This is a genomic window from Oceaniglobus roseus (assembly GCF_002869745.1).
Taxonomy (GTDB): Bacteria; Pseudomonadota; Alphaproteobacteria; order Rhodobacterales; family Rhodobacteraceae; genus Oceaniglobus; species Oceaniglobus roseus.
In genome coordinates this window covers 1-23,859 of sequence record NZ_PNOS01000031.1, presented here as the reverse complement: position 1 = coordinate 23,859, position 23,859 = coordinate 1, and the positions used below count along the sequence as shown (strand labels likewise).

The 23,859-nt window shown below is 68.6% G+C and carries 18 protein-coding genes and 2 tRNA genes; 10 read left to right on the top strand and 10 right to left on the bottom strand.

The features are described from left to right. Window positions 1-73 precede the first annotated feature (73 nt). Complete coding sequence (locus tag A7B20_RS14990; protein ID WP_102109395.1) at window positions 74-259, top strand: hypothetical protein; 186 nt, start codon at window positions 74-76, stop codon at window positions 257-259. A gap of 150 nt (window positions 260-409) precedes the next feature. Here the strand turns inward: A7B20_RS14990 and A7B20_RS14985 are convergent. Further along, window positions 410-495, bottom strand: a tRNA-Leu gene (locus A7B20_RS14985). Window positions 496-684: 189 nt separating this feature from the next. Here A7B20_RS14985 and A7B20_RS14980 point away from each other — a divergent pair. Then, a complete protein-coding gene (locus A7B20_RS14980) occupies window positions 685-1,674 on the top strand; it encodes a complex I NDUFA9 subunit family protein (protein ID WP_102109394.1) in 990 nt (329 codons plus the stop codon). Here A7B20_RS14980 and A7B20_RS14975 read toward each other — a convergent pair. Then, window positions 1,665-2,468 carry an undecaprenyl-diphosphate phosphatase gene (locus tag A7B20_RS14975; protein ID WP_102109393.1) on the bottom strand — a complete coding sequence of 268 codons (804 nt, stop codon included), beginning with the start codon at window positions 2,466-2,468 and terminating at the stop codon, window positions 1,665-1,667. The genes A7B20_RS14980 and A7B20_RS14975 overlap by 10 nt on opposite strands. A 209-nt stretch (window positions 2,469-2,677) precedes the next feature. On the opposite strand from A7B20_RS14975, the gene A7B20_RS14970 reads away from it, so the two are divergent. The 3 genes from A7B20_RS14970 (at window position 2,678) to gltB (ending at window position 9,177) form a co-directional block, all read left to right on the top strand. Beyond that, on the top strand, window positions 2,678-4,111 hold the full coding sequence (locus tag A7B20_RS14970; RefSeq protein ID WP_102109392.1) for an NAD(P)-dependent oxidoreductase: 1,434 nt from the start codon (window positions 2,678-2,680) through the stop codon (window positions 4,109-4,111). 105 nt (window positions 4,112-4,216) lie between these two features. Further along, on the top strand, window positions 4,217-4,642 hold the full coding sequence (locus tag A7B20_RS14965; RefSeq protein WP_172961029.1) for a GFA family protein: 426 nt from the start codon (window positions 4,217-4,219) through the stop codon (window positions 4,640-4,642). Then, window positions 4,639-9,177, top strand: coding sequence for a glutamate synthase large subunit (gene gltB, locus A7B20_RS14960; protein ID WP_102109391.1), 4,539 nt, complete (start codon window positions 4,639-4,641; stop codon window positions 9,175-9,177). Before A7B20_RS14965 ends, gltB begins: the two co-directional genes overlap by 4 nt. Before the next feature lie 249 nt (window positions 9,178-9,426). Here the strand turns inward: gltB and A7B20_RS14955 are convergent, their stop codons facing one another. Next, a complete protein-coding gene (locus tag A7B20_RS14955; RefSeq protein WP_102109390.1) occupies window positions 9,427-10,182 on the bottom strand; it encodes a class II aldolase and adducin N-terminal domain-containing protein in 756 nt (251 codons plus the stop codon). Window positions 10,183-10,380: 198 nt separating this feature from the next. After that, window positions 10,381-11,370 carry a DNA topoisomerase IB gene (locus A7B20_RS14950; RefSeq protein WP_102109389.1) on the bottom strand — a complete coding sequence of 330 codons (990 nt, stop codon included), beginning with the start codon at window positions 11,368-11,370 and terminating at the stop codon, window positions 10,381-10,383. A gap of 181 nt (window positions 11,371-11,551) precedes the next feature. Between A7B20_RS14950 and A7B20_RS14945 the strand changes: the two genes are divergently transcribed. The 3 genes from A7B20_RS14945 to A7B20_RS14935 all read left to right on the top strand — a co-directional run bounded on the left by A7B20_RS14945 (window position 11,552) and on the right by A7B20_RS14935 (window position 14,195). Continuing rightward, the gene (locus tag A7B20_RS14945) at window positions 11,552-13,036 is read left to right on the top strand and encodes an AMP nucleosidase (protein ID WP_102109388.1); all 1,485 of its coding nucleotides are present in this window, start codon (window positions 11,552-11,554) and stop codon (window positions 13,034-13,036) included. Between the two features lie 130 nt (window positions 13,037-13,166). Further along, window positions 13,167-13,454 carry an HU family DNA-binding protein gene (locus A7B20_RS14940; RefSeq protein WP_102109387.1) on the top strand — a complete coding sequence of 96 codons (288 nt, stop codon included), beginning with the start codon at window positions 13,167-13,169 and terminating at the stop codon, window positions 13,452-13,454. Window positions 13,455-13,577: 123 nt separating this feature from the next. Next, window positions 13,578-14,195: a YdeI/OmpD-associated family protein gene (locus A7B20_RS14935; protein ID WP_102109386.1), complete on the top strand. Its 618-nt coding sequence runs from the start codon at window positions 13,578-13,580 to the stop codon at window positions 14,193-14,195. Between the two features lie 6 nt (window positions 14,196-14,201). Here the strand turns inward: A7B20_RS14935 and A7B20_RS14930 are convergent, their stop codons facing one another. Further along, window positions 14,202-14,906, bottom strand: a complete 705-nt coding sequence (locus tag A7B20_RS14930; protein WP_102109385.1) for a response regulator — start codon at window positions 14,904-14,906, stop codon at window positions 14,202-14,204. Next, window positions 14,903-15,403 carry a MarR family winged helix-turn-helix transcriptional regulator gene (locus tag A7B20_RS14925; RefSeq protein ID WP_102109384.1) on the bottom strand — a complete coding sequence of 167 codons (501 nt, stop codon included), beginning with the start codon at window positions 15,401-15,403 and terminating at the stop codon, window positions 14,903-14,905. Before A7B20_RS14925 ends, A7B20_RS14930 begins: the two co-directional genes overlap by 4 nt. Before the next feature lie 183 nt (window positions 15,404-15,586). On the opposite strand from A7B20_RS14925, the gene A7B20_RS14920 reads away from it, so the two are divergent. Both A7B20_RS14920 and A7B20_RS21730 read left to right on the top strand, forming a co-directional pair. Next, on the top strand, window positions 15,587-16,456 hold the full coding sequence (locus A7B20_RS14920) for a branched-chain amino acid aminotransferase (protein ID WP_102109383.1): 870 nt from the start codon (window positions 15,587-15,589) through the stop codon (window positions 16,454-16,456). A gap of 424 nt (window positions 16,457-16,880) precedes the next feature. Next, window positions 16,881-19,001 carry a calcium-binding protein gene (locus A7B20_RS21730; RefSeq protein WP_102109382.1) on the top strand — a complete coding sequence of 707 codons (2,121 nt, stop codon included), beginning with the start codon at window positions 16,881-16,883 and terminating at the stop codon, window positions 18,999-19,001. A gap of 245 nt (window positions 19,002-19,246) precedes the next feature. Here the strand turns inward: A7B20_RS21730 and A7B20_RS14910 are convergent. The 4 genes from A7B20_RS14910 to A7B20_RS14895 all read right to left on the bottom strand — a co-directional run bounded on the left by A7B20_RS14910 (window position 19,247) and on the right by A7B20_RS14895 (window position 23,652). Then, window positions 19,247-19,321 (bottom strand) — tRNA-Glu (locus A7B20_RS14910). Window positions 19,322-19,411: 90 nt separating this feature from the next. Beyond that, window positions 19,412-21,172: a single-stranded-DNA-specific exonuclease RecJ gene (gene recJ / locus A7B20_RS14905; RefSeq protein ID WP_102109381.1), complete on the bottom strand. Its 1,761-nt coding sequence runs from the start codon at window positions 21,170-21,172 to the stop codon at window positions 19,412-19,414. A gap of 129 nt (window positions 21,173-21,301) precedes the next feature. Then, window positions 21,302-22,267: a class II fructose-bisphosphatase gene (gene glpX, locus A7B20_RS14900; protein WP_102109380.1), complete on the bottom strand. Its 966-nt coding sequence runs from the start codon at window positions 22,265-22,267 to the stop codon at window positions 21,302-21,304. 98 nt (window positions 22,268-22,365) lie between these two features. Then, complete coding sequence (locus A7B20_RS14895; RefSeq protein ID WP_102109379.1) at window positions 22,366-23,652, bottom strand: homoserine dehydrogenase; 1,287 nt, start codon at window positions 23,650-23,652, stop codon at window positions 22,366-22,368. Window positions 23,653-23,859: the final 207 nt, after the last annotated feature.

The window sequence follows — 23,859 nt, the reverse complement described above, 5'->3', positions numbered from 1 at the left end:
CGGGTCGCCCGAGGTGGCGATTCGTGTTATGATCGACGGTGCGGAAACCGCATCACGAGAGAGGAGACCGATCATGCCCCGTCATATCGCCGACACTCCCGGCACGCGCACCGGCACCGCCCGGTTGAAGAACTTCCTCGGCCGCGCCCGCCGCGAGGGCCCGACCCCGCAGACCGCCGAACTGCACCGCCGCCCCCGCCGCCGCGACGCCGCCCTGCGCCTTCAACGTTTCCTGAGGGTGCTGCGCGCCGAGGGGTGAGACCCCTCCGGCGGTCCGCCGAATGCGGCGGGCCGTCACCGCCTGCACAGCCCCCGGGGCGCCGCGCGATCCGATGTGACCGGCGCAGCGAGACACGCGCGTGGATCGTTTCGATCCCGCGATGCGTGTTCTGTATTGTCACTTGAGAATTGGTGCCCAGGAGAGGACTCGAACCTCCACACCGTTGCCAGTACTAGCACCTGAAGCTAGCGCGTCTACCATTCCGCCACCTGGGCAGGTTGCGTGACGGGCGATCTACGGCAGGCGGCGGGGACTGTCAACGGCCTCGGCCCAGAAATTTCGCGGCGTCGTCGGGGATGCGCGGCGGCACGGGCGGATGCGGGGGAAAGCGGGGCAATTGCGCCTTGTGCGGTGCGGGAGGCGCAAGTAAACCGGGTGCGATCCTCAGCCAGGCGGACAGAGACATGACCAGACTTGTCACCATCTTCGGCGGCTCCGGCTTCATCGGGCGCTATGTCGCGCGGCGGATGGCCAAGGCGGGCTGGCGGGTGCGGGTGGCGGTGCGCCGCCCCAACGACGCCATGTTCGTGCGCCCCTACGGAACCGTCGGCCAGGTCGAGCCGGTGTTCTGCAACATCCGCGACGACGATTCGGTGCGCGCCGTGCTGAGGGGGGCCGATGCCGTCGTGAACTGCGTCGGCATCCTGGCCGAGAGCGGCAGGCAGACCTTCGACGCCGTCCAGGCCGAGGCGCCCGGGCGGATCGCGCGGCTGTCGGCCGAACTCGGGATTTCCCGGCTTGTCCATGTCTCGGCCATCGGCGCGGACGAGGACAGCGACAGTGCCTATGCCCGCACCAAGGCGCGGGGCGAGGCGGCGGTGCTGGAGGCCTTTCCGCAGGCGACCATCCTGCGCCCCTCCATCGTCTTCGGCCCCGAGGACGAGTTCTTCAACCGCTTCGCGGGTCTCACCCGGCTTGGCCCCGTCCTGCCGGTGGTGGGCGCGAACACGCGGTTCCAGCCGGTCTATGTCGACGACGTGGCGCTGGCCGCGGTCGAGGGGCTGACCGGGTCGGCCCACGGCGTCTATGAACTCGGCGGGCCCGAGGTGATGACCTTCCGCGCGCTGATGAAGCAGATGCTGGACGTGATCCAGCGGCGGCGGCTGGTGGTGAACATCCCGTTCTGGCTGGCGGGAATCATGGGCTCGGGTTTCGACCTGCTGGGCCGCATGACCGGCGGGCTGATCGCCGGGCCGCTGACGCGCGACCAGGTGCGCAACCTCGCCCATGACAACGTGGTGTCGCCGGACGCCCGCACCTTCGCCGATCTCGGGATCGCGCCGACCTCGATGGAGACGGTGCTGCCCGAGTACCTGTGGCGGTTCCGCCCCTCGGGCCAGTATGCCGCAATCAAGGCCTCGGCGCGGAACCTGCGCCGCCGCTCTCAGGAATAGGCCCAGACCAGCAGACCGACCCCGAGGATCACCCGGTAGATCACGTAGGGCGTGAAGCTGACCGAGCGCAGAAGGCGCATCATCAGGGTCAGCGCCAGCAGGGCGGCGACGAAGGCGAAGGCGGCGCCGATGGCGGCATCCTTCGCCAGCTGCGCGTCGGCGGATCCGGCGACCTCGGCCCCGAGCAGGATGCCCGAGGCGAGGATCGTCGGGATCGACATCAGCATCGACAGCCGCGCCGCGTCCTGCCGCTCGTATCCCAGGAGCCGCGCCGCCGAGACGGTGATGCCCGAACGGGAGGTGCCCGGGATCAGCGCCACCATCTGCCAGAGCCCCATGACCAGCGCGTGCTTCAGCGTCCACTGCTCCGCCACCCGGTCGGTCGCGCCGCGCTGGTCGGTCCAGTAGAGGAACAGGCCGAACAGCAGCATGGTCCAGCCGATCACCGCGGCCGAGCGCATCGTCTCGTCCAGCCCCGTCAGCTTCAGGACCAGACCGGCGAGGATGACCGGGATCGTGGCGACGATCAGGCAGAGGGCCAGGAACGCCCCCGGCGTGTCCACCTTGCCCCGCACCAGCCGCCCGAGGCCGACAAGCCCCGTCGAGACGTCGCGCCAGAAGTATAGGATGACAGCGCCGAGGGTGCCGACATGCACGGCCACGTCGATCGCCTGGCCCTGGTCGGCCATGCCGGTAAGCGCGGGCAGCAGGATCAGGTGCCCGGAGGACGAGATCGGCAGGAATTCGGTCAGGCCCTGGATGATGGCGACCAGAAGGAGATTGAAGAGTGTCATGCAGGGGACCTGGATGGGGTGCGCGCAAGGCGCTGACGGAATTGGGAAACTTCTATATATGTCGCGTGTGCTGACCTTGTTTCGCCCGCTTGGCGCGCCAGCCCTTGCCGGGGTCGCCAAATAATTGCAACTAGGTCAGCACCAGTGACTTTTCTTTTCCCGGCTTTCGGTTTAGAGGGGGAAGCTGACAGTTAGCTGAGGTTTTGCGGATGGCCAAGAACGTCATGTTGAAATTCGTGAACGTGGCACGGGACATGCCGCAGAAGCGTCCGCCCGACCTCCGCCGCCAGGATTTCAACGAGATCTACGGGGAATACGCGCGCGAGAAGGCGGCGGAGCAGTCCGGCCGCTGCTCGCAATGCGGCGTGCCCTACTGCCAGAGCCACTGCCCGCTGCACAACAACATCCCCGACTGGCTGCGCCTGACCGCCGAGGGGCGGCTGCAGGAGGCCTACGAGGTCTCGCAGGCCACCAACACCTTCCCCGAGATCTGCGGCCGCATCTGCCCGCAGGACCGGCTGTGCGAGGGCAATTGCGTGATCGAGCAGTCGGGCCACGGCACCGTCACCATCGGCTCGGTCGAGAAATACATCACCGACACCGCCTTCGAGGAGGGCTGGGTCAAGCCGATCACCAACGCGGGCGAGCGGGCCGAGTCCGTCGGGATCATCGGCGCGGGCCCCGGCGGGCTGGCGGCGGCGGACATGCTGCGGCGCAACGGCATCCAGGTGTCGGTCTACGACCGTTACGACCGCGCGGGCGGGCTGATGACCTACGGGATTCCCGGCTTCAAGCTGGAGAAGGACGTGGTGATGAAGCGGATCCGCCAGCTGGAGGAGGGCGGCGTGCAATTCGTGCTGAACTGCAACGTGGGCGAGGACATCGCCTTCGACGCCATCCGCGGGCGGCACGATGCGGTGCTGATCGCCACCGGCGTCTACAAGACGCGCGAGCTCACGGGCCCGGGGTCGGGCGCCGAGGGGATCGTGCGGGCCATCGACTTCCTGACGGCTTCCAACCGCAAGAGCTTCGGCGACGACGTGCCCGAGTTTGACAGCGGGGCACTGAACGCCAAGGGCAAGAAGGTGGTCGTGATCGGTGGCGGGGATACCGCCATGGACTGCGTCCGCACGGCGGTGCGGCAGGGCGCGACCTCGGTCAAGTGCCTCTACCGGCGGGACCGGGCGAACATGCCGGGCAGTCAGCGCGAGGTGGCGAACGCCGAGGAGGAGGGAGTCGAGTTCGTCTGGCTCTCGTCCCCGAAGGGGTTCACCGGCGATACCGTCGAAGGGGTCATGGTGCAGAAGATGCGTCTCGGTCAGCCGGACGCGACGGGGCGGCAGATGCCCGAGCTGATCGAGGGCTCGGACTATGTCGAGGAGGCGGATCTGGTGATCAAGGCCCTCGGCTTCGAACCGGAGGACCTGCCGAAGCTCTGGGGTGTCGAGGGGCTGGAGGTCAGCCGCTGGGGCACCATCGTTGCCGATTTCCGCACCCACGCGACCAGCATCGAGGGCGTCTATGCCTGCGGCGACATCCAGCGCGGCGCCTCGCTGGTGGTCTGGGCGATCCGCGACGGGCGCGAGGCGGCCGAGGCGATGCTGGAGTACATCAACGGCGCGGCGAGCGTCGCCGCCGAGTGACGTCGATGCCGCAGGCCCGGCGCCGGGTTCGCGGGGCGGGCCTCGGCACGGGGTTTCAACAAGGTCAGCCAGACTGACCCGTTCAAGTGAGGAAGGATCGACGCCGTGGCCGAACCGCTGGTTGGACGGTGCCTTTGCAGGGCGGTGACGATCACCGTCGCCACGCACCGCCCCGAGGTCGGCGCCTGTCACTGCGGCATGTGCCAGCGGTGGAGCGGCGCCGCCTACTTCATGTTCACCGCCCCGCCCGAGGCGGTCCGGATCGAGGGGCCGGTGACGGAATACCGCAGTTCGTCCTTCGCCACGCGCGCCTTCTGCGGCACCTGCGGCAGCCCGCTGTGGCTGCGCGACGACGGTTCGGATTACGAGTTGATGCCGGGGCTTTTTCCCGGCGCCAAGGATTTTCCGCTGGTCAGCGAAGTCTACGCCGACCGGCGGCTGGCCTCGGTGCAGCTGGCCGGCGATCACCGCCGGGCCACTGCGGCCGAGTACGAAGCAAGTCACCCCTTTGTGGACGGGAGCGAAACATGACCAACTACGACGAGGCCTGGGTTGCCGCCGAAGAGGCCAAGCGCAAGTGGATGGCCGAGAACTCGCTTTACCGCGACGAGGACGAGCATGCGTCCTGCGGGGTGGGCCTGGTCGTGGCCATCGACGGCAAGCCGTCGCGCAGGGTGGTCGAGCACGGGATCGAGGCGCTGAAGGCGGTGTGGCACCGCGGCGCGGTCGATGCCGACGGGCGGACCGGCGACGGGGCGGGGATCCACGTGCAGATCCCGGTCGACTTCTTCTACGACCAGATCAAGCGGACGGGGCACCAGCCGCACACCGACCAGATGATCGCCGTGGGCCAGGTGTTCCTGCCCCGCACCAACTTCAGCGCGCAGGAGACCTGCCGGACCATCGTCGAGTCCGAGGTGCTGCGCATGGGATACTACATCTACGGCTGGCGGCACGTCCCGGTGAACATCGAGGTGCTGGGCGAGAAGGCCAACGCGACGCGGCCCGAGATCGAGCAGATCCTGATCTCGAACTCCAAGGGCGTGGACGAGGAGACCTTCGAGCGCGAGCTTTACGTCATCCGGCGGCGGATCGAGAAGGCGGCGGCGGCGGCCGGGGTGGGCACGCTGTACCTCGCGTCGCTCTCGTGCCGGTCGATCATCTACAAGGGGATGATGCTGGCGCAGGACGTGGCCGAGTTCTATCCCGACCTCAAGGACGAGCGGTTCGAGAGCGCTTTCGCGATCTATCACCAGCGCTATTCCACCAACACCTTCCCGCAGTGGTGGCTGGCGCAGCCGTTCCGCATGCTGGCCCACAACGGCGAGATCAACACGCTGAAGGGCAACCTGAACTGGATGCGGAGCCACGAGATCCGCATGGCTTCCTCCACGTTCGGCGACCTCGCCGAAGACATCAAGCCGATCGTCTCGCTCGGGTCGTCCGACTCGGCGGCGCTCGATTCCGTGTTCGAGGTGCTGGTGCGCGCGGGCCGTTCGGCGCCGATGGCGAAGACGATGCTGGTGCCGGAAAGCTGGAGCAAGCAGGCCGAGGAGCTGCCGGAAGCCTGGCGCGACATGTATTCCTACTGCAACTCGGTGATGGAGCCCTGGGACGGTCCCGCCGCTCTGGCGATGACGGACGGCCGCTGGGTCTGTGCGGGGCTCGACCGCAATGGGCTGCGCCCGATGCGCTATGTCGTGACGGGCGACGGGCTGGTGATCGCGGGGTCCGAGGCCGGGATGGTGCCGGTTGACGAGGGATCGGTGGTCGAGAAGGGCGCGCTCGGTCCCGGGCAGATGCTGGCCGTCGACATGCGCAAGGGCAAGCTCTACCACGACGAGGGCATCAAGAACAAACTGGCGGCGGCGCTGCCCTTCGGCGAGTGGGTCGGCAAGATCAACGAGCTGGACGAGGTGCTGTCGGGCGCGACCGAGGCGCCGCTGTTCACCGGCGGCGAGCTGAGGAAGCGGCAGATCGCGGCCGGCTACACCATGGAGGAGCTGGAGCAGATCCTGGCCCCCATGGCGGAGGACGGCAAGGAGACGCTGGCCTCCATGGGCGACGACACGCCCTCGGCAGTGCTGTCGACGAAGTACCGCCCGCTCAGCCACTTCTTCCGGCAGAACTTCAGCCAGGTCACGAACCCGCCCATCGACTCGCTCCGGGAATACCGGGTGATGAGCCTGAAGACGCGGTTCGGCAACCTGAAGAACGTGCTGGACGAGGATTCGTCGCAGACCGAGATCCTGGTGCTCGACTCGCCCTTCGTCGGCAACGCGCAGTTCGACAAGCTGCTGGAGGCGTTCAACGCCCCTTACGTCGAGATCGACTGCACCTTCCCCGAGGGGGCCCACCCGGGCGCGCTCGGCGAGGCGCTGACAAGGATCCGGGCCGAGGCCGAGGATGCCGTGCGCTCGGGCGCGGGGCACATCGTTCTGACCGACCAGCACCAGAGCGCCGACAAGGTGGCGGTGCCGATGATCCTCGCCACGTCGGCGGTGCATTCCTGGCTGACGCGGCAGGGGCTGCGGACCTTCTGCTCGCTCAACGTGCGCTCGGCCGAGTGCATCGACCCGCACTATTTCGCGGTGCTGATCGGCTGCGGCGCGACGGTGGTGAACGCCTACCTCGCCGAGGATTCCATCGCCGACCGGATCTCGCGCGGGCTGCTTGACGGCACCCTTACCGAAGCGGTGGCGCGCTATCGCGCGGCCATCGACCAGGGCCTGTTGAAGATCATGGCGAAGATGGGGATCTCCGTCGTCTCGTCCTATCGCGGCGGCCTGAACTTCGAGGCGGTGGGCCTGTCCCGCGCCATGTGCGCCGAGTATTTCCCCGGCATGCAGAGCCGGATTTCCGGCATCGGCGTCTCGGGCATCCAGCACAAGGCGGAAGAGATCCACGCGCTCGGCTGGCGCGGCGGGCGCGACGTGCTGCCCATCGGCGGCTTCTACAAGGCGCGGCGCTCGGGCGAGACCCATGCCTGGGAAGCGACCTCGATGCACATGCTGCAGATGGCCTGCAACAAGGCGAGCTTCCAGATGTGGAAGCAATATTCGGCCAAGATGCGTTCGGCCCCGCCGATCCATCTGCGCGACCTCCTGGACATCAAGCCCCTGGGCAAGCCGATCCCGCTGGAGGAGGTGGAGAGCATCACCTCGATCCGCAAGCGCTTCGTCACTCCGGGCATGTCGCTGGGGGCGCTTTCCCCCGAGGCGCACAAGACGCTGAACGTGGCGATGAACCGGATCGGGGCGAAGTCCGACTCGGGGGAGGGCGGCGAGGATCCGGCGCATTTCCACCCCGAGCCGAACGGCGACAACCCGTCGGCGAAGATCAAGCAGGTGGCGTCCGGGCGCTTCGGCGTGACCGCCGAGTACCTGAACCAGTGCGAGGAGCTGGAGATCAAGGTCGCCCAGGGCGCGAAGCCCGGCGAGGGCGGGCAGCTGCCGGGGATGAAGGTGACGAAGCTGATCGCGCGGCTCCGGCACTCGACCCCCGGCGTCACGCTGATCTCGCCGCCGCCGCACCACGACATCTACTCGATCGAGGACCTGGCGCAGCTGATCTACGACCTGAAGCAGATCAACCCGCGGGCCAAGGTGACCGTGAAGCTGGTGGCCTCTTCCGGTGTCGGCACCATCGCGGCCGGTGTGGCGAAGGCCAAGGCCGACGTGATCCTGATCTCGGGCCACAACGGCGGCACCGGGGCGTCCCCGGCCACGTCCATCAAGTACGCGGGCCTGCCGTGGGAGATGGGGCTGACCGAGGCGCACCAGGTGCTGGCGATGAACAACCTGCGCTCGCGGGTGACGCTGCGCACCGATGGCGGCCTCAGGACGGGCCGCGACATCGTCATGGCGGCGATGATGGGGGCCGAGGAGTTCGGGATCGGCACCGCCGCCCTGATCGCCATGGGCTGCATCATGGTGCGCCAGTGCCAGTCCAACACCTGCCCGGTGGGGGTCTGCACGCAGGACGAATCCCTGCGCGCGAAGTTCACCGGCAACGCGGACAAGGTGGTGAACCTCATCACCTTCTACGCCACCGAGGTGCGCGAGATCCTGGCCTCCATCGGGGCGAGGTCGCTCGACCAGGTGATCGGACGGGCGGACCTTCTGAGCCAGGTGTCGCGCGGCTCTGCGCATCTGGATGACCTCGACCTGAACCCGCTGCTGATCACCGTCGATGGTGCGGCGAACATCAAGTACTGGAAGACGCGCGAGCGGAACGAGGTGCCCGACACGCTCGACGCCGAGATCGTGAAGGATGCCGAACGCTTCCTGAAGGACGGCGAGAAGATGCAGCTGTCCTACGCGGTGCAGAACACGCACCGCACCGTCGGCACGCGGACCTCGAGCCACATCGTCGGTCGGTTCGGGATGCGCAACACGCTGCAGCCGAACCACCTGACGGTGAAGCTGACGGGATCGGCCGGGCAGTCGCTGGGTGCCTTCGCGGCGCCGGGGCTGAAGATCGAGGTCTCGGGCGACGCCAACGACTATGTCGGCAAGGGGCTGTCGGGGGGCACCATCGTGGTGCGCCCGCCGATGATGTCCCCGCTCGTCGCCGCCGAGAACACGATCATCGGCAACACCGTGCTTTACGGTGCGACCGACGGCTATCTCTTCGCCGCGGGGCGTGCGGGCGAGCGGTTCGCCGTGCGGAACTCGGGCGCGAAGGTGGTGATCGAGGGCTGCGGGTCGAACGGCTGCGAGTACATGACCGGCGGCGTCGCGGTGATCCTCGGCGACATCGGCGCGAACTTCGGGGCGGGGATGACGGGCGGCATGGCCTATCTCTACGACCCCGAGGACCGGGCGCGGACGCTGATGAACATGGAGACGCTGGTGACCTGCCCGGTCACGGTCGACCACTGGGAGGCCGAGCTGAAGTCCCTTGTCGAGCGGCACCTGGCCGAGACCGGCAGCCGCCGCGCGGCGGACATCCTCCAGCACTGGTCGGAGAGCCTGGAGCACTTCGTGCAGGTCTGCCCGAAGGAGATGCTGGCGCACCTGAGCCACCCGCTCGGGATCGAGGCGAAGGCGGTGCCCGCGGAGTGAGTTGGGCGGCCCGGGTGGTTGGCGGAAGGGTGGGGTGAAACCCCACCCTACGGCTTGGGACGTACGGTGGTCCTCGGTCTTCGGCATGCGTGCCGCTCTGCCCGGCGTTGCCGCCGGGCGAGACGTCTTAGCGGGTGCGGCCGGAGTTTTCCAAACTCCGCCAGCTCGAAACGCACGATCTCCAGCCCCATTGCGATCTCACCAGGGTGCGGCGGCCATTGTCCCGGCACGGAACGCCCGCCCGTCCCCTCAGCTCGCGTAGGTCGAGCCTTCCTCGTCGAGGATCGCCTTCAGCTCGTTCAGGTGCCGCAGGTCCTGCTCGGGGTACTCCTCGATCTCGCGCGCCGTCTTCTCGGCCACCTCGTCGGGCAGGACGCGCAGGGGGCGGCCGGTCTGGAGCGCGCGGATATAGGTCTCGGCGGCGCGCTCGAAATAGTAGAGGCGGTTGAAGGTCTCGGCCACGGTGTCGCCGATGACCATTACGCCATGGTTGCCCATCACCATCACCTTCTGCTTCGGGTCGTTGAAAAGCTGGGCGCAGCGCACGCCCTCGTCCTCGAAGGCGAGGCCGCCGTAGTTCTCGTCGATCACCACGCGGTTGAAGAAGGTGGCGCAGTTCTGGTCGATCGGCGGCAGCCGCGAGTCGGCTAGGGACGCCAGCACCGTCGCGTGGATCGAATGGACGTGCATCGCGCAGCGGGCGTGGGGACAGTGGCGGTGCAACCCGCCGTGCAGGCCCCAGGCGGTGGGGTCGGGGGCGTCGGGCCCCTCCAGCGTCTTCGGATCGTTGGCGTCGACCACGATCAGGTCCGAGGCGCGGATGCGCGAGAAGTGCATCTGGTTCGGGTTCATCAGGAACTTCGTCCCGTCGTCGTTGATGGCGAGGGAGAAGTGGTTCGCCACCGCCTCGTGCATGTTCAGCCGCGCGGTCCAGCGGAAGGCGGCGGCGAGGTCCACGCGCTCGGGCCAGTGGTCCATGTTGGGGCGGAGGGAAGTGACGGGCATCGGCGGGCTCCTGCTGTCGGGGGTCTGGCGGAGTGCAGCAGCCGGTGGCCGGGATGTCAATTGGCGGGGACGGTTCGGGCTGCGCCGTCGGACGCCTCCGGCGGGAGTATTTGGGCAAAGAAGAAGACCACTCTTGCTCCTTCAATGCCGACCGGTCCGCTTCGTGGCGGGGGCTCGGATGCCACGGGGCGCCGACGTTCAGCCCTGAAGCAGGTGCATCAGCGCGGCTTCGTCGCGCCGGAGACCGCGGATGGCGGGGGCGCGTTCCAGCAGGATCCGGCGCTCTTCCAGGGGCGTGCCCGCCAGGTCGATGACCTTGGGGTGGATGTAGCTGTTGCGCGCGATGGTGGGCGTGTTGGCAAGGCGTTCCGAGGCGGTGTCGGCCATGGCCTTGATCGTCAGGTCCTCGGCCCGCAGCGCGACGTCCATCGCCGCCGCGCTGCCGTTCCATGTGCGGAAGGTCTTGGCGGTCAGGCCGTGCACGCCGCTGATGTCCTCCAGGAGTGCGTTCACCGCCTCCGAGGACACGCTGTGGGGATCGCCGTCGTCGTCGATCCAGCGCACGAGCGTCGCGCCGGGCAGATCCTCGAGCCGGTGGAGCGCACGTTGCAGGGTGGCGTCCTTCAGCGAGCGCCTCACCTTCTGGCCGCCCTTGGCGGTGTAGCTGAGACGCAGGCCATCGGCCTTGTCGTCCAGTTTCACGTGGCGGCGGCGCAGGGTGGTGGCGCCGAAGCTGCCGTTCTCCGCCGCGTATTCCGGGGTGCCGATGCGCATCGACAGGCGGTCGAGCATGGCGAGCAGCGCCGCGAGGGCGAAGGGGCGGGAGCCTGCCTCCTCCTTCAGATCCTTCAGGATCCGGCGGCGGATGGCGGGCAGCGCCGTGCCGAAGGCCGCGAGGTCGCCGAACTTCTTCTCCGACCGGTAGGACGTCCAGTCGGGGTGGTAGCGGTATTGCTTCCTTGCCCGCGTGTCCTTGCCCGTGGCCTGGAGGTGGCCGTTCGGCTTGGGGCAGATCCAGACGTCGACATAGGCGGGGGGCACGGCGAGGGCGGCGAGGCGTTTCCGCTCGACCTTGCAGTCGATCGTGGTGCCGTCCGGCGCGCGGTAGGTGAAGCCGCGCCCGGCCTTCCTGCGGGTGATGCCGGGGCGGGTGTCGGGATAGTAGACAAGACCGGGAATGGGGGACATGGGACCTCGGAAAATCGTCACACAGGGCGCTTACCTTGGCCGAAACGCCGTGCCGGGTCGCGCCGTTCCGTGCTGCGGCGCTCTGCCGCCGCTCTTGTGGAAGCGGGGGTTTTCCGGCTAGGGAGCCGAAACCACTCCGCGGCGGCGGATTGCGCCCGCCGGTCAGACCAGAGGACGCGCCATGTTCCCGCCCAGCCGCAACCTGCCCCTCGTCACCCCCGATGCGCCCGCGCACGAGACCTTCGACGACCCGGCCGCGGCGGTGAATCGGTTGCAGGAGTTGTACGACGCGGCCTGTGCCTTTCTCTCCGGCCATTTCTCGAAGATCGCCGAGGGCCGCAAACCCGAGGCGCGGTATCGCGCCTATTACCCCGAGATCCGCTTCACCACGACCAGCTTCGCCGCCGTGGACAGCCGGCTGAGCTTCGGCCACGTGGCGATGCCGGGCACCTATTCGACCACGATCACCCGGCCCGACCTCTTCGCCAACTACCTGCGCCAGCAGATCCGGCTGCTGATCGGCAACCATGGCGTAGGGGTCGAGATCGGGCTGTCGCAGACCCCGATGCCGGTGCATTTCGCGGTGGCCGACGATCCGACCGTGACGGTGCCGCAGGAGGGCGCGCTGGAGTTCCCGCTGCGCGACGTCTTCGACGTGCCGGATCTGGCGACGACCAACGACGACATCGTGAACGGCTTCGGCTTCACCTATCCCGACGGCTCGGCCCCGCTGGCGCCGTTCACCGCGCAGAGGATCGACTACTCTCTGGCGCGGCTGTCGCACTATACCGCGACGGCACCCGAGCATTTCCAGAACCACGTCCTGTTCACCAATTACCAATTCTACGTCGAGGAGTTCGAGGCCTATGCCCGCCGGGCGCTGGCCAACCACGACAGCGGCTACACCGCCTTCGTCGGCCCTGGCAACGTGCAGATCACGAAGGGCGACCAGCCGCTGCCGGTGCCGGTGAAGCTGCCGCAGATGCCGTCCTATCACCTGAAGCGGGCGGACGGGGGCGGGATCACGCTGGTCAACATCGGGGTGGGGCCGTCGAACGCGAAGACGGCGACGGACCACATCGCGGTGCTGAGGCCCCATGCCTGGATCATGGTCGGTCACTGTGCGGGCCTGCGCAACTCGCAGCGGCTGGGGGACTTCGTGCTGGCCCACGCCTACCTGCGGGAGGACAAGGTGCTGGACGACGACCTGCCGCTCTGGGTGCCGGTGCCCGCGCTGGCCGAGATCCAGATCGCGCTGGAGCGGGCGGTGGCGCGGGTGACCGAGCTGGAGGGGTACGACCTGAAGCGGATCATGCGCACGGGCACGGTGGCGAGCCTCGACAACCGCAACTGGGAGCTTCGGGACCAGGCGGGGCCGGTGCAGCGGCTGAGCCAGTCCCGTGCCGTGGCGCTGGACATGGAAAGCGCGACGATCGCAGCGAACGGATTCCGCTTCCGGGTGCCCTACGGCACGCTGCTTTGCGTGTCCGACAAGCCGCTCCACGGGGAGCTGAAGCTGCCCGGCATGGCCTCGGATTTCTACCGCACGCAGGTCGCGCGGCACCTCCTGATCGGGATTCACGCGATGGAGTCGCTGAACGGAATGCCGCTGGATCGCATCCATTCGAGGAAGCTGAGGTCGTTCGAGGAGACCGCATTTCTTTGAAACGGGCGAAAACCGCCGAAAAACCGCTTGTTTGCTGACGAAATCCGACCACTAATCGTTGTGTCGGTCCAATATATACAGTTAAATCCCGGCAATGACCCCCACACCGGGCAGATTGAGGAGACCATACATGGCAAAACCGATGACCAAGACCCAACTCGTCGCCGCGCTGGCCGAGGAGATGGAGGCCGACAAGAAGACCGCGAACACCGCGCTCGAGTCGATCATCAACATCATCACCAAGGAAGTGTCGGCCGGCGGCGCCGTGACCCTTCCCGGCGTCGGCAAGATCTACTGCCGCGAGCGTCCGGCGCGCATGGTGCGCAATCCCGCCACGGGCGAGCAGATGCCGAAGGACGCCGACAAGGTGGTGAAGATGACCATCGCCAAGGCGCTGAAGGACAGCGTGAACGGCTGAGCCCTTGCAGGGCCGACAGGAAACGGGCCGTCCTTCGGGGCGGCCCTTTTCGTTGCGCGCCTGCCCCGTATGGGCAGCGCGCCGTCGCTGCCCTATCCTGCCCCGAGCAGGGAGGAGCGCGGCATGGCCGGGGCCGACGACTTTTTCGCGAGAGGCTGCGGGCGCTGTGCCCGTCATGGCACGCCGGAGTGCTCGGTCCGGTTGCGCGAGGACGGGCTGGCGGCGCTGCGGCGTCTGTGCCTTGACGCGGGACTGGAGGAGGCGGTGAAGTGGAGCCACCCCTGCTATGTCCATGCCGGGCGCAACATCGCCATCATAGGTGCCTTCCGCAACGATATCCGCCTGACCTTCTGTGACCCCGGCCTGCTGGACGATCCCGCGGGGCTGCTGGAACGGGCCGGGCCGAACTCGGCCCAGCCGAGCCTTCTCCGCTTCTCCGGGGCGAAGGAGGTGGCCGGGAAGGCCGCGACGGTGAGCGCCTTCCTCGGGCAGGCAATGGAGCATGCCGCGGCCGGGCGGCGGGGCGCGCGGTCTGCCCCGGACACGACCCTGCCGGAGGTGCTGACCGCGGCGCTGGACGACGATCCCGAACTGGCCGAAGCCTTCGCCGCCCTCACCCCGGGCCGTCAGCGCAGCTATGTGATCGCGCTGTCCTCGGCGAAGACCGAGGCGACGCAGCTGAAGCGGATCGCGAAGTTCAGGGACAGGATCATCGCGGGAAAGGGGGCGACGGATCGCTGAGCCGCCTCAGTCCGGTGACAGCAGGTAACCCGCGCCGCGCACGGTCTGGAGGTAGCGGGGCTGTTTCGGGTCGCTCTCGATCTTGCGACGGAGGCGGGTGATCTGGACGTCGACCGCGCGCTCCTGCGCCTGTCCGCCGCCGCGGCCAAGGTCGTCGACCAGCTGGGTGCGGCTGATCGGCTCGCCCGGGCGGGCCGAGAAGATCTTCATCAGCTGGGTCTCGGTGGCGGTGAGGCGTACGACGCTGTCGCCCTGCCACATCTCGCCCCGTTCGATGTCGTAGCGGATCGCGCCGAGGTGCAGCACCTTGGGTGCGTCCTGCGGCACCGGGTCGGCGGGGACGCGGCGCAGGATGGCGTTGATCCTGAGCAGCAGTTCCTTCGGCTCGAAGGGCTTCGGCAGGTAATCGTCGGCGCCGGCCTCGAGCCCGCTGATGCGGTCCGCCGTCTCGTTCTTGGCGGTCAGAAGCAGGATCGGCACCGTCAGCGTCTCGCGCAGCGACGCGGTGAGCGCGACGCCGTCCTCGCCCGGCATCATCACGTCGAGCACGATCAGGTCGAAATCGAGCCCGTCGAGCAGGCGGCGGGCATGGGCGGCGTCGCGGGCGGCGGAGACGAAGAAGCCGTGGCGGATCAGGAATCTCTGGAGCAGCTGGCGGATGCGCTCGTCGTCGTCGACGATCAGCAGGTGCAGGTCCGAGACGCCGCTCACGATCCGGACTCGTCGGTGAAGGCGAACTGGCGGCGCTGGTCGGGGTCCATCATCGCCTCGAGCACCTGCCGGAAGCCCGCGACCGCCTCGGGGCCCGCGGCGCGATAGGCGGCACGGACGCGGCGGCCCTGGACCTCGGACAGCGCCCGCTCCAGCGTCTTGCCCTTGTCGGTGAGGAAGAGGTGCCGCTCACGCTTGTCCTTCTGGCCGATCCTGCTTTGCACCAGACCATCGTCGATCAGGCTGCGCAAGACACGGTTCAGGGACTGCTTCGTAACACCGAGGATGCCGAGAAGGTTGTTCACGGTGGTGCCGGGCGTGCGGTTGATGAAGTGCAGCGCCCGGTGGTGGGCGCGGCCGTAGCCGTGCTGTTCGAGGATGCGGTCGGGGTCGGCGGTGAAGCCGCGGTAGGCGAAATACATCGCCTCGATCCCGCGCCTCAGTTGCTCGTCGGTCAGGAAGAGGAGGTTCTCGGCCCCCGGTCGCTGTTCTCCCATCGCCGTTTCCTTTCGCGGAGTGCCCGTTCCTTGGTCACAGTTTATGTCAGCCATGTTGACATTCCAAGACTCAACTGTTAGCGAACCGTCACAAACCGCGCAATAAAACATCCGGATCGGACCTATCTTGCGCAACTATCGGAAAGTGCGCCCCTGCGCGGGGCCAACAAGAGGACGCATGCCATGGATGGCGCTTACGACGACCGCGACGGCAAGATCTGGATGGACGGCAAGCTGGTGGAGTGGCGCGATGCCAACGTGCACCTGCTGACCCACGCGATGCACTATGCCTCGTCGGTGTTCGAGGGCGAGCGGTGCTACGGCGGCAAGATCTTCGAAAGCCGCCGCCATTCCGAGCGTCTGCGCTACTCCGCCTCCTGCCTTGACTTCGAAATCCCCTATACCGTGGACGAGATCGAGGCGGCGAAGCAGGAGGTCCTGACCGCCAACGGCTTCACCGATGCCTATGTCCGCGCGGTGGCCTGGCGCGGGGCGGGGCAGGACATGGGCGTCGCGGCCAAGCGCAACCCGGTGCGCCTGGCGGTCGCCGCCTGGGAATGGGGCAACTACTATGGCGACGCGAAGATGAAGGGCGCCAAGCTCGACATCGCCAAGTGGAAGCGGCCGAGCCCCGAGACGGCGCCGAGCCATGCGAAGGCGGCCGGCCTCTACATGATCTGCACGATGTCGAAGCATGCCGCGGAGTCGAAGGGCTGTTCCGACGCGATGATGTTCGACTACCGCGGCTACGTGGCCGAGGCGACGGGAGCGAACATCTTCTTCGTCAAGGACGGCGAGGTGCACACGCCCGACCCAGACTGTTTCCTGAACGGGATCACCCGGCAGACCGTGATCGGGATGCTGAAGGACCGCCAGATCAAGGTCCACGAACGGCACATCATGCCGGAGGAACTGGAGGGCTTCGAACAGTGCTGGCTGACCGGCACCGCGGCCGAGGTGACGCCGGTCGGCCAGATCGGCGACTACAACTTCGAGGTCGGCGCGATCACCCGCGAGATCGCCCAGAGCTACGAAAAACTGGTCCGCAGCTGACCGGGCGCTGCCGGGGGCGGGATTTCCGGCAGGGCGGTCTCCGGTACAGAGGCGGGATCGTCGGAAATCCGGCCCCGCCCCCCTAGCCGCGCACCCGTGGCGGCGCGCAATCTGACGTCCGACCGACCGGCGGCCGGACGGGCCGCGGCAGCCCCGAACGGAGCGGCGCGCACTTTTCCGTGCCCTCTGGAACACGGCGCTTTTCCGCTCGGCGTCGCCACGCTCGGCGGAATTGCGCTGCACCGGGCGGGTGTCGCAACAAAGTGGCGGAACGAGAATTTTTTTGTGAAACTTTATGCGGCCTCGCGCGTGGATTGGGGTGTAGTAACCAATCAGTGGGAGAGCGACAGTGGCGCACCTCAGTAATTCCTTCACTTCATTCAACACATTTCTGAACGGCGCGGACCGCGTCTGGACAACCGACATGACCGCCCTGAACGGATCGGGCGTGTCGGGCACCGTGATCGCCGCCCTGCAGATGGAGGATGACGGAACCGGGTACCTCAACGTCGCTCTGGCCGGCGAAGGCTTCGCGGCCAACCAGACCCATATCCAGCATATCCACGGCCGGTTCGACGAGAACGGCAATCCGATCGACAGCGTGACCCCGACCCTGGCCGACGACGCCGATGGCGACGGCTATGTCGAGGTGCTGGAAGGCCTTGGCCGGTATGGCGACATCATCCTGCCGCTGGCCAACGAGGACGGCATCAGCCCGAGCGCCGACTTCAACGGTGACCTCTCCTTCATCCAGAGCTACCAAATCGAGGACGCCGCCAATTTCTTCAGCCCGGTCAGCGGCGCCCAGTACGACTTCGAGGACCTGATGGATCTCGCGCTGCGCGAGTATGTCATTCACGGCGTGACCGTACCCGCGGGCGTCGGAGCCGGAACGGACGGCGAGGTTGACGGAACGGGCGGCTACACCCCGATCCTGCCTGCCGCGGCGGGCGAGTTCACCGAAACCGACGTAGCCACGGCGCAGGGCATCCTTGCGGGCCAGATCGACAGCGCCAGCGGCACCTACCTGTTCGGTTCGGGCGACGACCGGTTCAACGCCGATCTCGGCAACGACACGCTCAACGGCGGCGCCGGTGACGACATGCTGTTCGGCGGCTCGGACGACGACGTGGTGATCGGCGGACGCGGAATGGACACGCTTGCGGGCGGCCTCGGCGACGACCGTCTGTTCGGCCGGTCTGGCAATGACGTGCTGCTCGGCGAAGGCGGCGACGACGAAGGCAACGCCGGCGGCGGCAACGACATCGTGAGCGGCGGCTTCGGCGCCGACATCTTCGGTGGCGGCGATGGCCAGGACTACATGGACGGCGGCGCGCAGAACGACACCCTGAACGGCGGTGTCGGCAACGACACCATGCTCGGCGGTGGCCAGCGCGACGTGATGAACGGCGGCGCGGACAACGACCTGATGAACGGCCAGTGGGGTGCCGACACCCTGCGCGGCGGCGAGGGGTCCGACACGATGGCCGGCATGTCCGGGCGCGACCTGCTGACCGGCGATGAAGGTCAGGACTATGCCTCGGGCGGCACTGGCAACGACACGATCACCGGTGGTGCGGGGGACGAGAACCTGGCTAACGGTGCCGACACCGGTGCGTCGGGCGCCCTGACCGCTGCCGACTACGACAACTCCTACGCCGGCGGCGCGGGCGACGACCTGATCGTGGGCGGCATCGGCGACGACATCATCACCGGTGACGACGACAGCCGCGTCTCGACCGCCACGACCGAGGCCTTCGATGTCACGGCCGACGGGTCCGACGTTCTCTACGGCGGAGCGGGCAACGACGAGATCCACACCGGGTCCTGGGCCGACAGCGACGACGGCTTCACCAACGCCCAGACCGGTATGGCGGACGACATCGCCTATGGCGGCGACGGCGACGACATCATTCGCGGCGCGGGCGGCAACGACCGGCTGTTCGGTGACGCAGGCAACGACGATGTCGGCGGCGGCGGCGGTGACGACCTGATCGTCGGCGGTGCGGGTGACGATGTCCTCAACGGCAACGACGGGAACGACATCCTGGGCGGCGGCGCAGGGAACGACGAACTGACCGGCGGCGTCGGGATGGACGAGTTCCATTTCAACGTCGTCGACGGCGCCACCACCGCGCCCGGCAGCCAGGGCGTCCTGGTGTCGAACTCCGACGTCATCTACGACTTCGCGCAGGGCGAGGACGTGATCTCGTTTCTCGATGACGGCGCCATCAGCTTCGCCAACTCGTCCGACAGCGGCGTGCGCGGGGCGAGCGATCTCTCGGCGCTGGATTTCGACACCATCGCGTCCCTCTCCGAGCTCGATGCCGCGAACGATCAGCAGGTCATCTACACGACCGGCGGCGCGCTCGAGCTTGCGCTCGGCACGGGTGCCGCGGTCGAGGCCTACATCGCGGGGCAGGTCGACGGTTCGACCGTGATCGCCTACGACGACGACTGGTCGAACACGGACAACCGCGAACTGGTCGTCGCCATCTCCGACTTCGACGGCCTGATGACCGCCGCCGATTTCGACGTCTACTGAGTTACACTCGGGGCGCGCCTCGCGCGCGCCCCGGGTCGCGAAAACCCGGGGCCCGGCCCCGGCCGGAAGGGACGTCGGTGGTTCATCGGCGTCCCTTTCCCGATTTGCGCGTTCCGGGCCCGCAAATCGACCTGCCAATTCCCCGCGCAGCACTGCCCCGCAAACGGAACACCGGCGAGATTGGGCATGCGCGTCCGGCCGAGACGCAAAGCAGGGCTCGTGAATGTGCTACGATACCTGGGAAGTGGCAGCCCGTAGGGGAGTCGAACCCCTCTTTCCAGGTTGAAAACCTGGCGTCCTAACCGATAGACGAACGGGCCACTGTCGGTGTGCCGGTGTCTAGGGAATGTCCCGCGCGGTGGCAAGAGCAATTCCGACCGGGGTCTGCGGAAAATCGCCCGGTCGCGGCGTCAGGCCCCGGCGGCGTCCTCGAGGCGCAGCTGGACGCGGGTGCGGCCGCCCCACTGGTTCAGCTCGAGCCGCCCGGCGAGGTGGAACCGCTGTCCCTGGCCCGTGGAAAGCAGGGCGGCGAGGGGGCCGTCGCAGGCGCCGAAGGCGATGGCGTCGAGCCGGGGCCCCATCCCGTCGGAGAAAGTCAGCTTCAGGTGCGATTCGCCCACGCGGCGGCTCTGGTGGATCAGCACGTCGGGGAAGGCGAAGCGGGGGGCGGGGGCGCCCATGCCGAAGGGACCGGCGCGGTCGATCTCGGCGATCAGCTCGGGCGTCGCGGCGCCCGGCATCAGCACCGAATCGAGCCGCAGCGCCTCGGGGCCGCCCTGGCCTGCGCCCTGCTTCGCCAGCAACCCGGCGAGGCGCTCCATGGCGGGGGCGATCCGCGCCTCCTCCACGGTCAGGCCCGCGGCCATGCGGTGTCCGCCGCCCTTCAGCAGCAGCCCCTCGGCGGCGACCTTGTGGATCGCCGCGCCGAGGTCGACGCCCGAGACCGAGCGGGCCGATCCCTTGCCGATGCCGCCGTCGAGGCCGATCACCACCGCGGGCCGCCCTGTCGCCTCCTTCAGCCGGGCGGCGACGATGCCGACGACGCCGGGGTGCCAGCCTTCGCCCGCGGCCCAGACCAGCGGGCCGTCGATGCCCCGCGCCTCGGCCTGGGCGAGGGCGGCGGCGCGCACGGCGGCCTCGATCTCGCGCCGCTCGGTGTTCAGCTGGTCGAGCCGTGCGGCATGGGCGGCGGCCTCGTCCGGGGAGACGCAGGAGAGGAGCCGCGCGCCAAGGTCGGAGGCACCGATGCGCCCGCCCGCGTTGACCCGGGGGCCGAGCAGGAAGCCGAGATGATAGCAGGTGGGCGCGGTGTCCATCCGCGCGACGTCGGACAGGGCGGCAAGGCCCGGACGGGCGCGGCGCGCCATGACCTTCAGCCCCTGGCGCACCAGCGCGCGGTTGACGCCGACCAGCGGCGCCACGTCGGCCACGGTGGCGAGCGCCACGAGATCGAGCATCGCCATCAGGTCGGGCCCCTTCACGCCGTCCTCGCGCAGGCGGCGGTTCGCCTCGACCAGCAGCAGGAACACGACGGCGGCGGCGCAGAGGTGGCCCAGGTCGCCGCTTTCGTCCTGGCGGTTCGGGTTCACCACGGCGACGCAGTCGGGCAGCGTCTCGGCCCCGAGGTGGTGGTCCAGCACGATGACGTCGGCCCCCTTCGCGGCGGCGATCGGGCCGTGGGAGAGGGTCCCGCAGTCTACGCAGACGATCAGGTCGTGACGCGTCGCGAGGTCCGCCATCGCGGCCTCGTTCGGGCCGTAGCCCTCGTCGATGCGGTCGGGGATGTAGAGGGTGCAGTCGCGGCCCATCTCCCTGAGCCAGCAGATCAGCAGCGCGGCCGAGGCGCCGCCGTCGACGTCGTAATCGGCGAAGACGGCGATCCGCTCTCGCCGCTTCACCGCCAGAAGGAACCGCTCGGCGGCCGCGCCCATGTCGCGCAGGCCGAGGGGGTCGGGCAGCAGGTCGCGCAGGGCGGGGGCGAGGAAGCCCGGCACCTCGGCCGCGGCCACGCCTCGCCGCGCCAGCACGGCGGCCAGCGGGAGGGGCAGGGCGAGGGCCTGTACCAGCGCCTCGGCCTGCCGCGATTCGTCCACGGTGGGGCCCGTCCAGGGTCGCCCGGTCAGGGAGCGTTCGACCCCGAGGAAGGCGGAAGTGACGTGATCGCGGGGCATGTTATCCACATCTTGTGCTCGATGGATCATAGCCTACCACATCGAAGCCCCGCCCGGCCACCTCCCGAAAGCCGATCCTGGCTCTTTCCTGCCGGAAAGACGCGCCGGAAGGCGTCTTGCGCCCGCCAGCTATCTCACCGGGTTGCGATAGGTCATGCGGCGGACGGAGCCCGTCTTGGACCGCATCAGGATCGTCTCGGTGGTCAGGAAGCCCGGCTCGCGCTTGATACCGGCCACGATGGAGCCGTCGGTAACGCCGGTGGCGGCGAAGATGACGTCGCCGCTCACCAGGTCGTCGCGGGTGTAGACGCGGTCGAAGTTGGTGATCCCCGCCTTCTTCGCGCGGCCCTTTTCGTCCTCGTTGCGGAAGATCAGGCGGCCGAACATCTGCCCGCCCATGCACTTCAGAGCGGCGGCCGCCAGCACGCCCTCGGGGGCGCCGCCCGATCCCATGTACATGTCGATGCCGGTCTTGTCGGCCTCGGCGCAGTGGATGATGCCGGCCACGTCGCCGTCGGTGATCAGGCGGATCGCAGCGCCGGTGGTGCGGATCTCGGCGATCATCTCCTCGTGGCGGGGGCGTTCCAGCACGCAGACGGTGATGTCCTCGGTCGAGCATCCCTTGGCGGCGGCCAGCGCGCTGACCCGTTCGGCGGGGCTCATGTCCATGGTCACGACACCGCGGCGGAAGCCGGGGCCGATGGCGAGCTTGTCCATGTAGACGTCGGGCGCGTGCAGCATCGAGCCGCGCCCGCCCATGGCGATCACGGTCAGCGCGTTCGGCATGTCCTTCGCCGTCAGCGTGGTGCCTTCGAGCGGGTCGAGCGCGATGTCGACCTCGGGGCCGTTGCCGGTGCCCACCTCCTCGCCGATGTAGAGCATCGGAGCCTCGTCGCGCTCGCCCTCGCCGATCACGACGGTGCCCTTGATGTCGAGCTTGTTCAGCTGGTTGCGCATGGCGTTGACGGCGGCCTGGTCGGCCTTCTTCTCGTCGCCGCGGCCGATCAGGCGGGCCGAGGCGAGCGCGGCGGCCTCAGACACCCGGGCGAGGCCGAGGGAGAGCATGCGGTCGTGGAATTCGGGGGCGTCGGCCATGGTCTGATCCTCGGGTCAGGAAAATGCGGGTTGTCCAAGGGTCTACCCCGCCAGCGAAGCCCCGCACAAGCCTGTTCGCCGCGCGGGGTGCGGTGCGCTCAGACGTCCTCGATCCGGATCGCCACCGGCTCGCCCACCAGCACGCCGGTTCCGGCCATGGCGGCGATGGCGGTGTCGAGCGCGGCGCGGGCGGTCCTGTGGGTCACGATCAGAACCGGGGCCGTGGTGTCGGCGTGGTCGTACTGGCGCATCCGGTCGATGGAGATGCCGTTCTCGCCGAGCACGGTGGCGATCTTCGCCAGCGCGCCGGGTTTGTCCTGCAGCGTCATGCGGATGTAGAAACTGGCCGGGGTGCCGGTGCTGGCGGCGGGGGCGGGCTTCAGCGCCGCGGCGGGCTGGCCGAAGGTGGAGAGCCGGGTGCCGCGGGCGATGTCGATGACGTCGGCCATCACGGCGCTGGCGGTCGGGCCCATGCCGGCGCCCGCGCCGCGCAGGACGATCTGGCCGACGCTGTCGCCTTCCAGCACCACCATGTTCGTGCCGCCCTCGAGCTGGCCGAGGGGGGAGGCAGCGGGGACGAGGCAAGGGGTCATCCGCTGCTCGAGCCCCCGGCCGCTCATCTGCGCGACGCCCAGCAGCTTGACGCGGAAGCCCATGTCGGCGGCCTGGCGGATGTCGTCGATGGTGATGCGGCCGATCCCCTCGAGCTGCACCGAGTCGAAATCCACCTGGGTGCCGAAGGCGATGGCGGCGAGCAGCGCCAGCTTGTGGCCCGCGTCGATCCCGCCGACGTCGAGGTTCGGGTCGGCTTCGAGATAGCCGAGGTCCGCGGCCTCCTGGAACACGTCGGCATAGGGCAGGCCCGCGCTTTCCATCCGGGTCAGGATGTAGTTGCAGGTGCCGTTCATCACGCCCATGACGCGGGTCACGTCGTTGCCGGCAAGGCCTTCGGTCAGCGCCTTGACCACCGGGATGCCGCCCGCGACGGCAGCCTCGAACCGGATCACGGCGTCCGCCGCCTCCGCCGCCTCGGCCAGGGCCTGGCCGTGGTGGGCGAGAAGCGCCTTGTTGGCGGTGACGACGTCCTTTCCGGCGGCGATCGCCGCCTCGACGGCGTTGCGCGCCGGGCCGCTGTCGCCGCCGACGAGCTCCACGAAAACGTCAACGTCGTCGCGGCGGGCGAGGGCGACGGGATCGTCCTCCCAGGCATAGTCCTTCAACCTCAGGCCCCGCTCCTTCGTGCGGTCGCGGGCGGAGACGGCGGAGATCGTGACCGGGCGGCCGCTGCGCGCTTCGAGCAGGGCGGCGTGGCGCTGGACGATCTTGACGACGCCGGCGCCGACGGTGCCGAGCCCCGCGATTCCGAGGCGAAGGGGGGTGGACATGGGGCGCTCTCCGAGGATCTCTGAGGTTCGGCGCTGGCTTAGCCTGTTTGGTGTCGCGCTTCAACGCGGCTCGGTACGCCGTCAGCTGCCCGCAATCCGTGCGGCATTGCGCGCCCCGGCCTCGCGCAGGCGGGCGCGTTCGGCGTCGGTCAGGGCGGAGCCGCGAAGCCGCGCGGCGCGGGCCCGCAGCGCCGCGGCGCGGGCTTC

What these genes read in the sequence shown, in the direction of transcription:
- A7B20_RS14990 (WP_102109395.1), top strand. Translation starts at nt 74, where the DNA reads ATGCCCCGTCATATCGCCGACACTCCCGGCACGCGCACCGGCACCGCC.
- A7B20_RS14980 (WP_102109394.1), top strand. Translation starts at nt 685, where the DNA reads ATGACCAGACTTGTCACCATCTTCGGCGGCTCCGGCTTCATCGGGCGC.
- A7B20_RS14975 (WP_102109393.1), bottom strand. Translation starts at nt 2,468, where the DNA reads ATGACACTCTTCAATCTCCTTCTGGTCGCCATCATCCAGGGCCTGACC.
- A7B20_RS14970 (WP_102109392.1), top strand. Translation starts at nt 2,678, where the DNA reads ATGGCCAAGAACGTCATGTTGAAATTCGTGAACGTGGCACGGGACATG.
- gltB (WP_102109391.1), top strand. Translation starts at nt 4,639, where the DNA reads ATGACCAACTACGACGAGGCCTGGGTTGCCGCCGAAGAGGCCAAGCGC.
- A7B20_RS14955 (WP_102109390.1), bottom strand. Translation starts at nt 10,182, where the DNA reads ATGCCCGTCACTTCCCTCCGCCCCAACATGGACCACTGGCCCGAGCGC.
- A7B20_RS14950 (WP_102109389.1), bottom strand. Translation starts at nt 11,370, where the DNA reads ATGTCCCCCATTCCCGGTCTTGTCTACTATCCCGACACCCGCCCCGGC.
- A7B20_RS14945 (WP_102109388.1), top strand. Translation starts at nt 11,552, where the DNA reads ATGTTCCCGCCCAGCCGCAACCTGCCCCTCGTCACCCCCGATGCGCCC.
- A7B20_RS14940 (WP_102109387.1), top strand. Translation starts at nt 13,167, where the DNA reads ATGGCAAAACCGATGACCAAGACCCAACTCGTCGCCGCGCTGGCCGAG.
- A7B20_RS14935 (WP_102109386.1), top strand. Translation starts at nt 13,578, where the DNA reads ATGGCCGGGGCCGACGACTTTTTCGCGAGAGGCTGCGGGCGCTGTGCC.
- A7B20_RS14925 (WP_102109384.1), bottom strand. Translation starts at nt 15,403, where the DNA reads ATGGGAGAACAGCGACCGGGGGCCGAGAACCTCCTCTTCCTGACCGAC.
- A7B20_RS14920 (WP_102109383.1), top strand. Translation starts at nt 15,587, where the DNA reads ATGGATGGCGCTTACGACGACCGCGACGGCAAGATCTGGATGGACGGC.
- A7B20_RS21730 (WP_102109382.1), top strand. Translation starts at nt 16,881, where the DNA reads ATGACCGCCCTGAACGGATCGGGCGTGTCGGGCACCGTGATCGCCGCC.
- recJ (WP_102109381.1), bottom strand. Translation starts at nt 21,172, where the DNA reads ATGCCCCGCGATCACGTCACTTCCGCCTTCCTCGGGGTCGAACGCTCC.
- glpX (WP_102109380.1), bottom strand. Translation starts at nt 22,267, where the DNA reads ATGGCCGACGCCCCCGAATTCCACGACCGCATGCTCTCCCTCGGCCTC.
- A7B20_RS14895 (WP_102109379.1), bottom strand. Translation starts at nt 23,652, where the DNA reads ATGTCCACCCCCCTTCGCCTCGGAATCGCGGGGCTCGGCACCGTCGGC.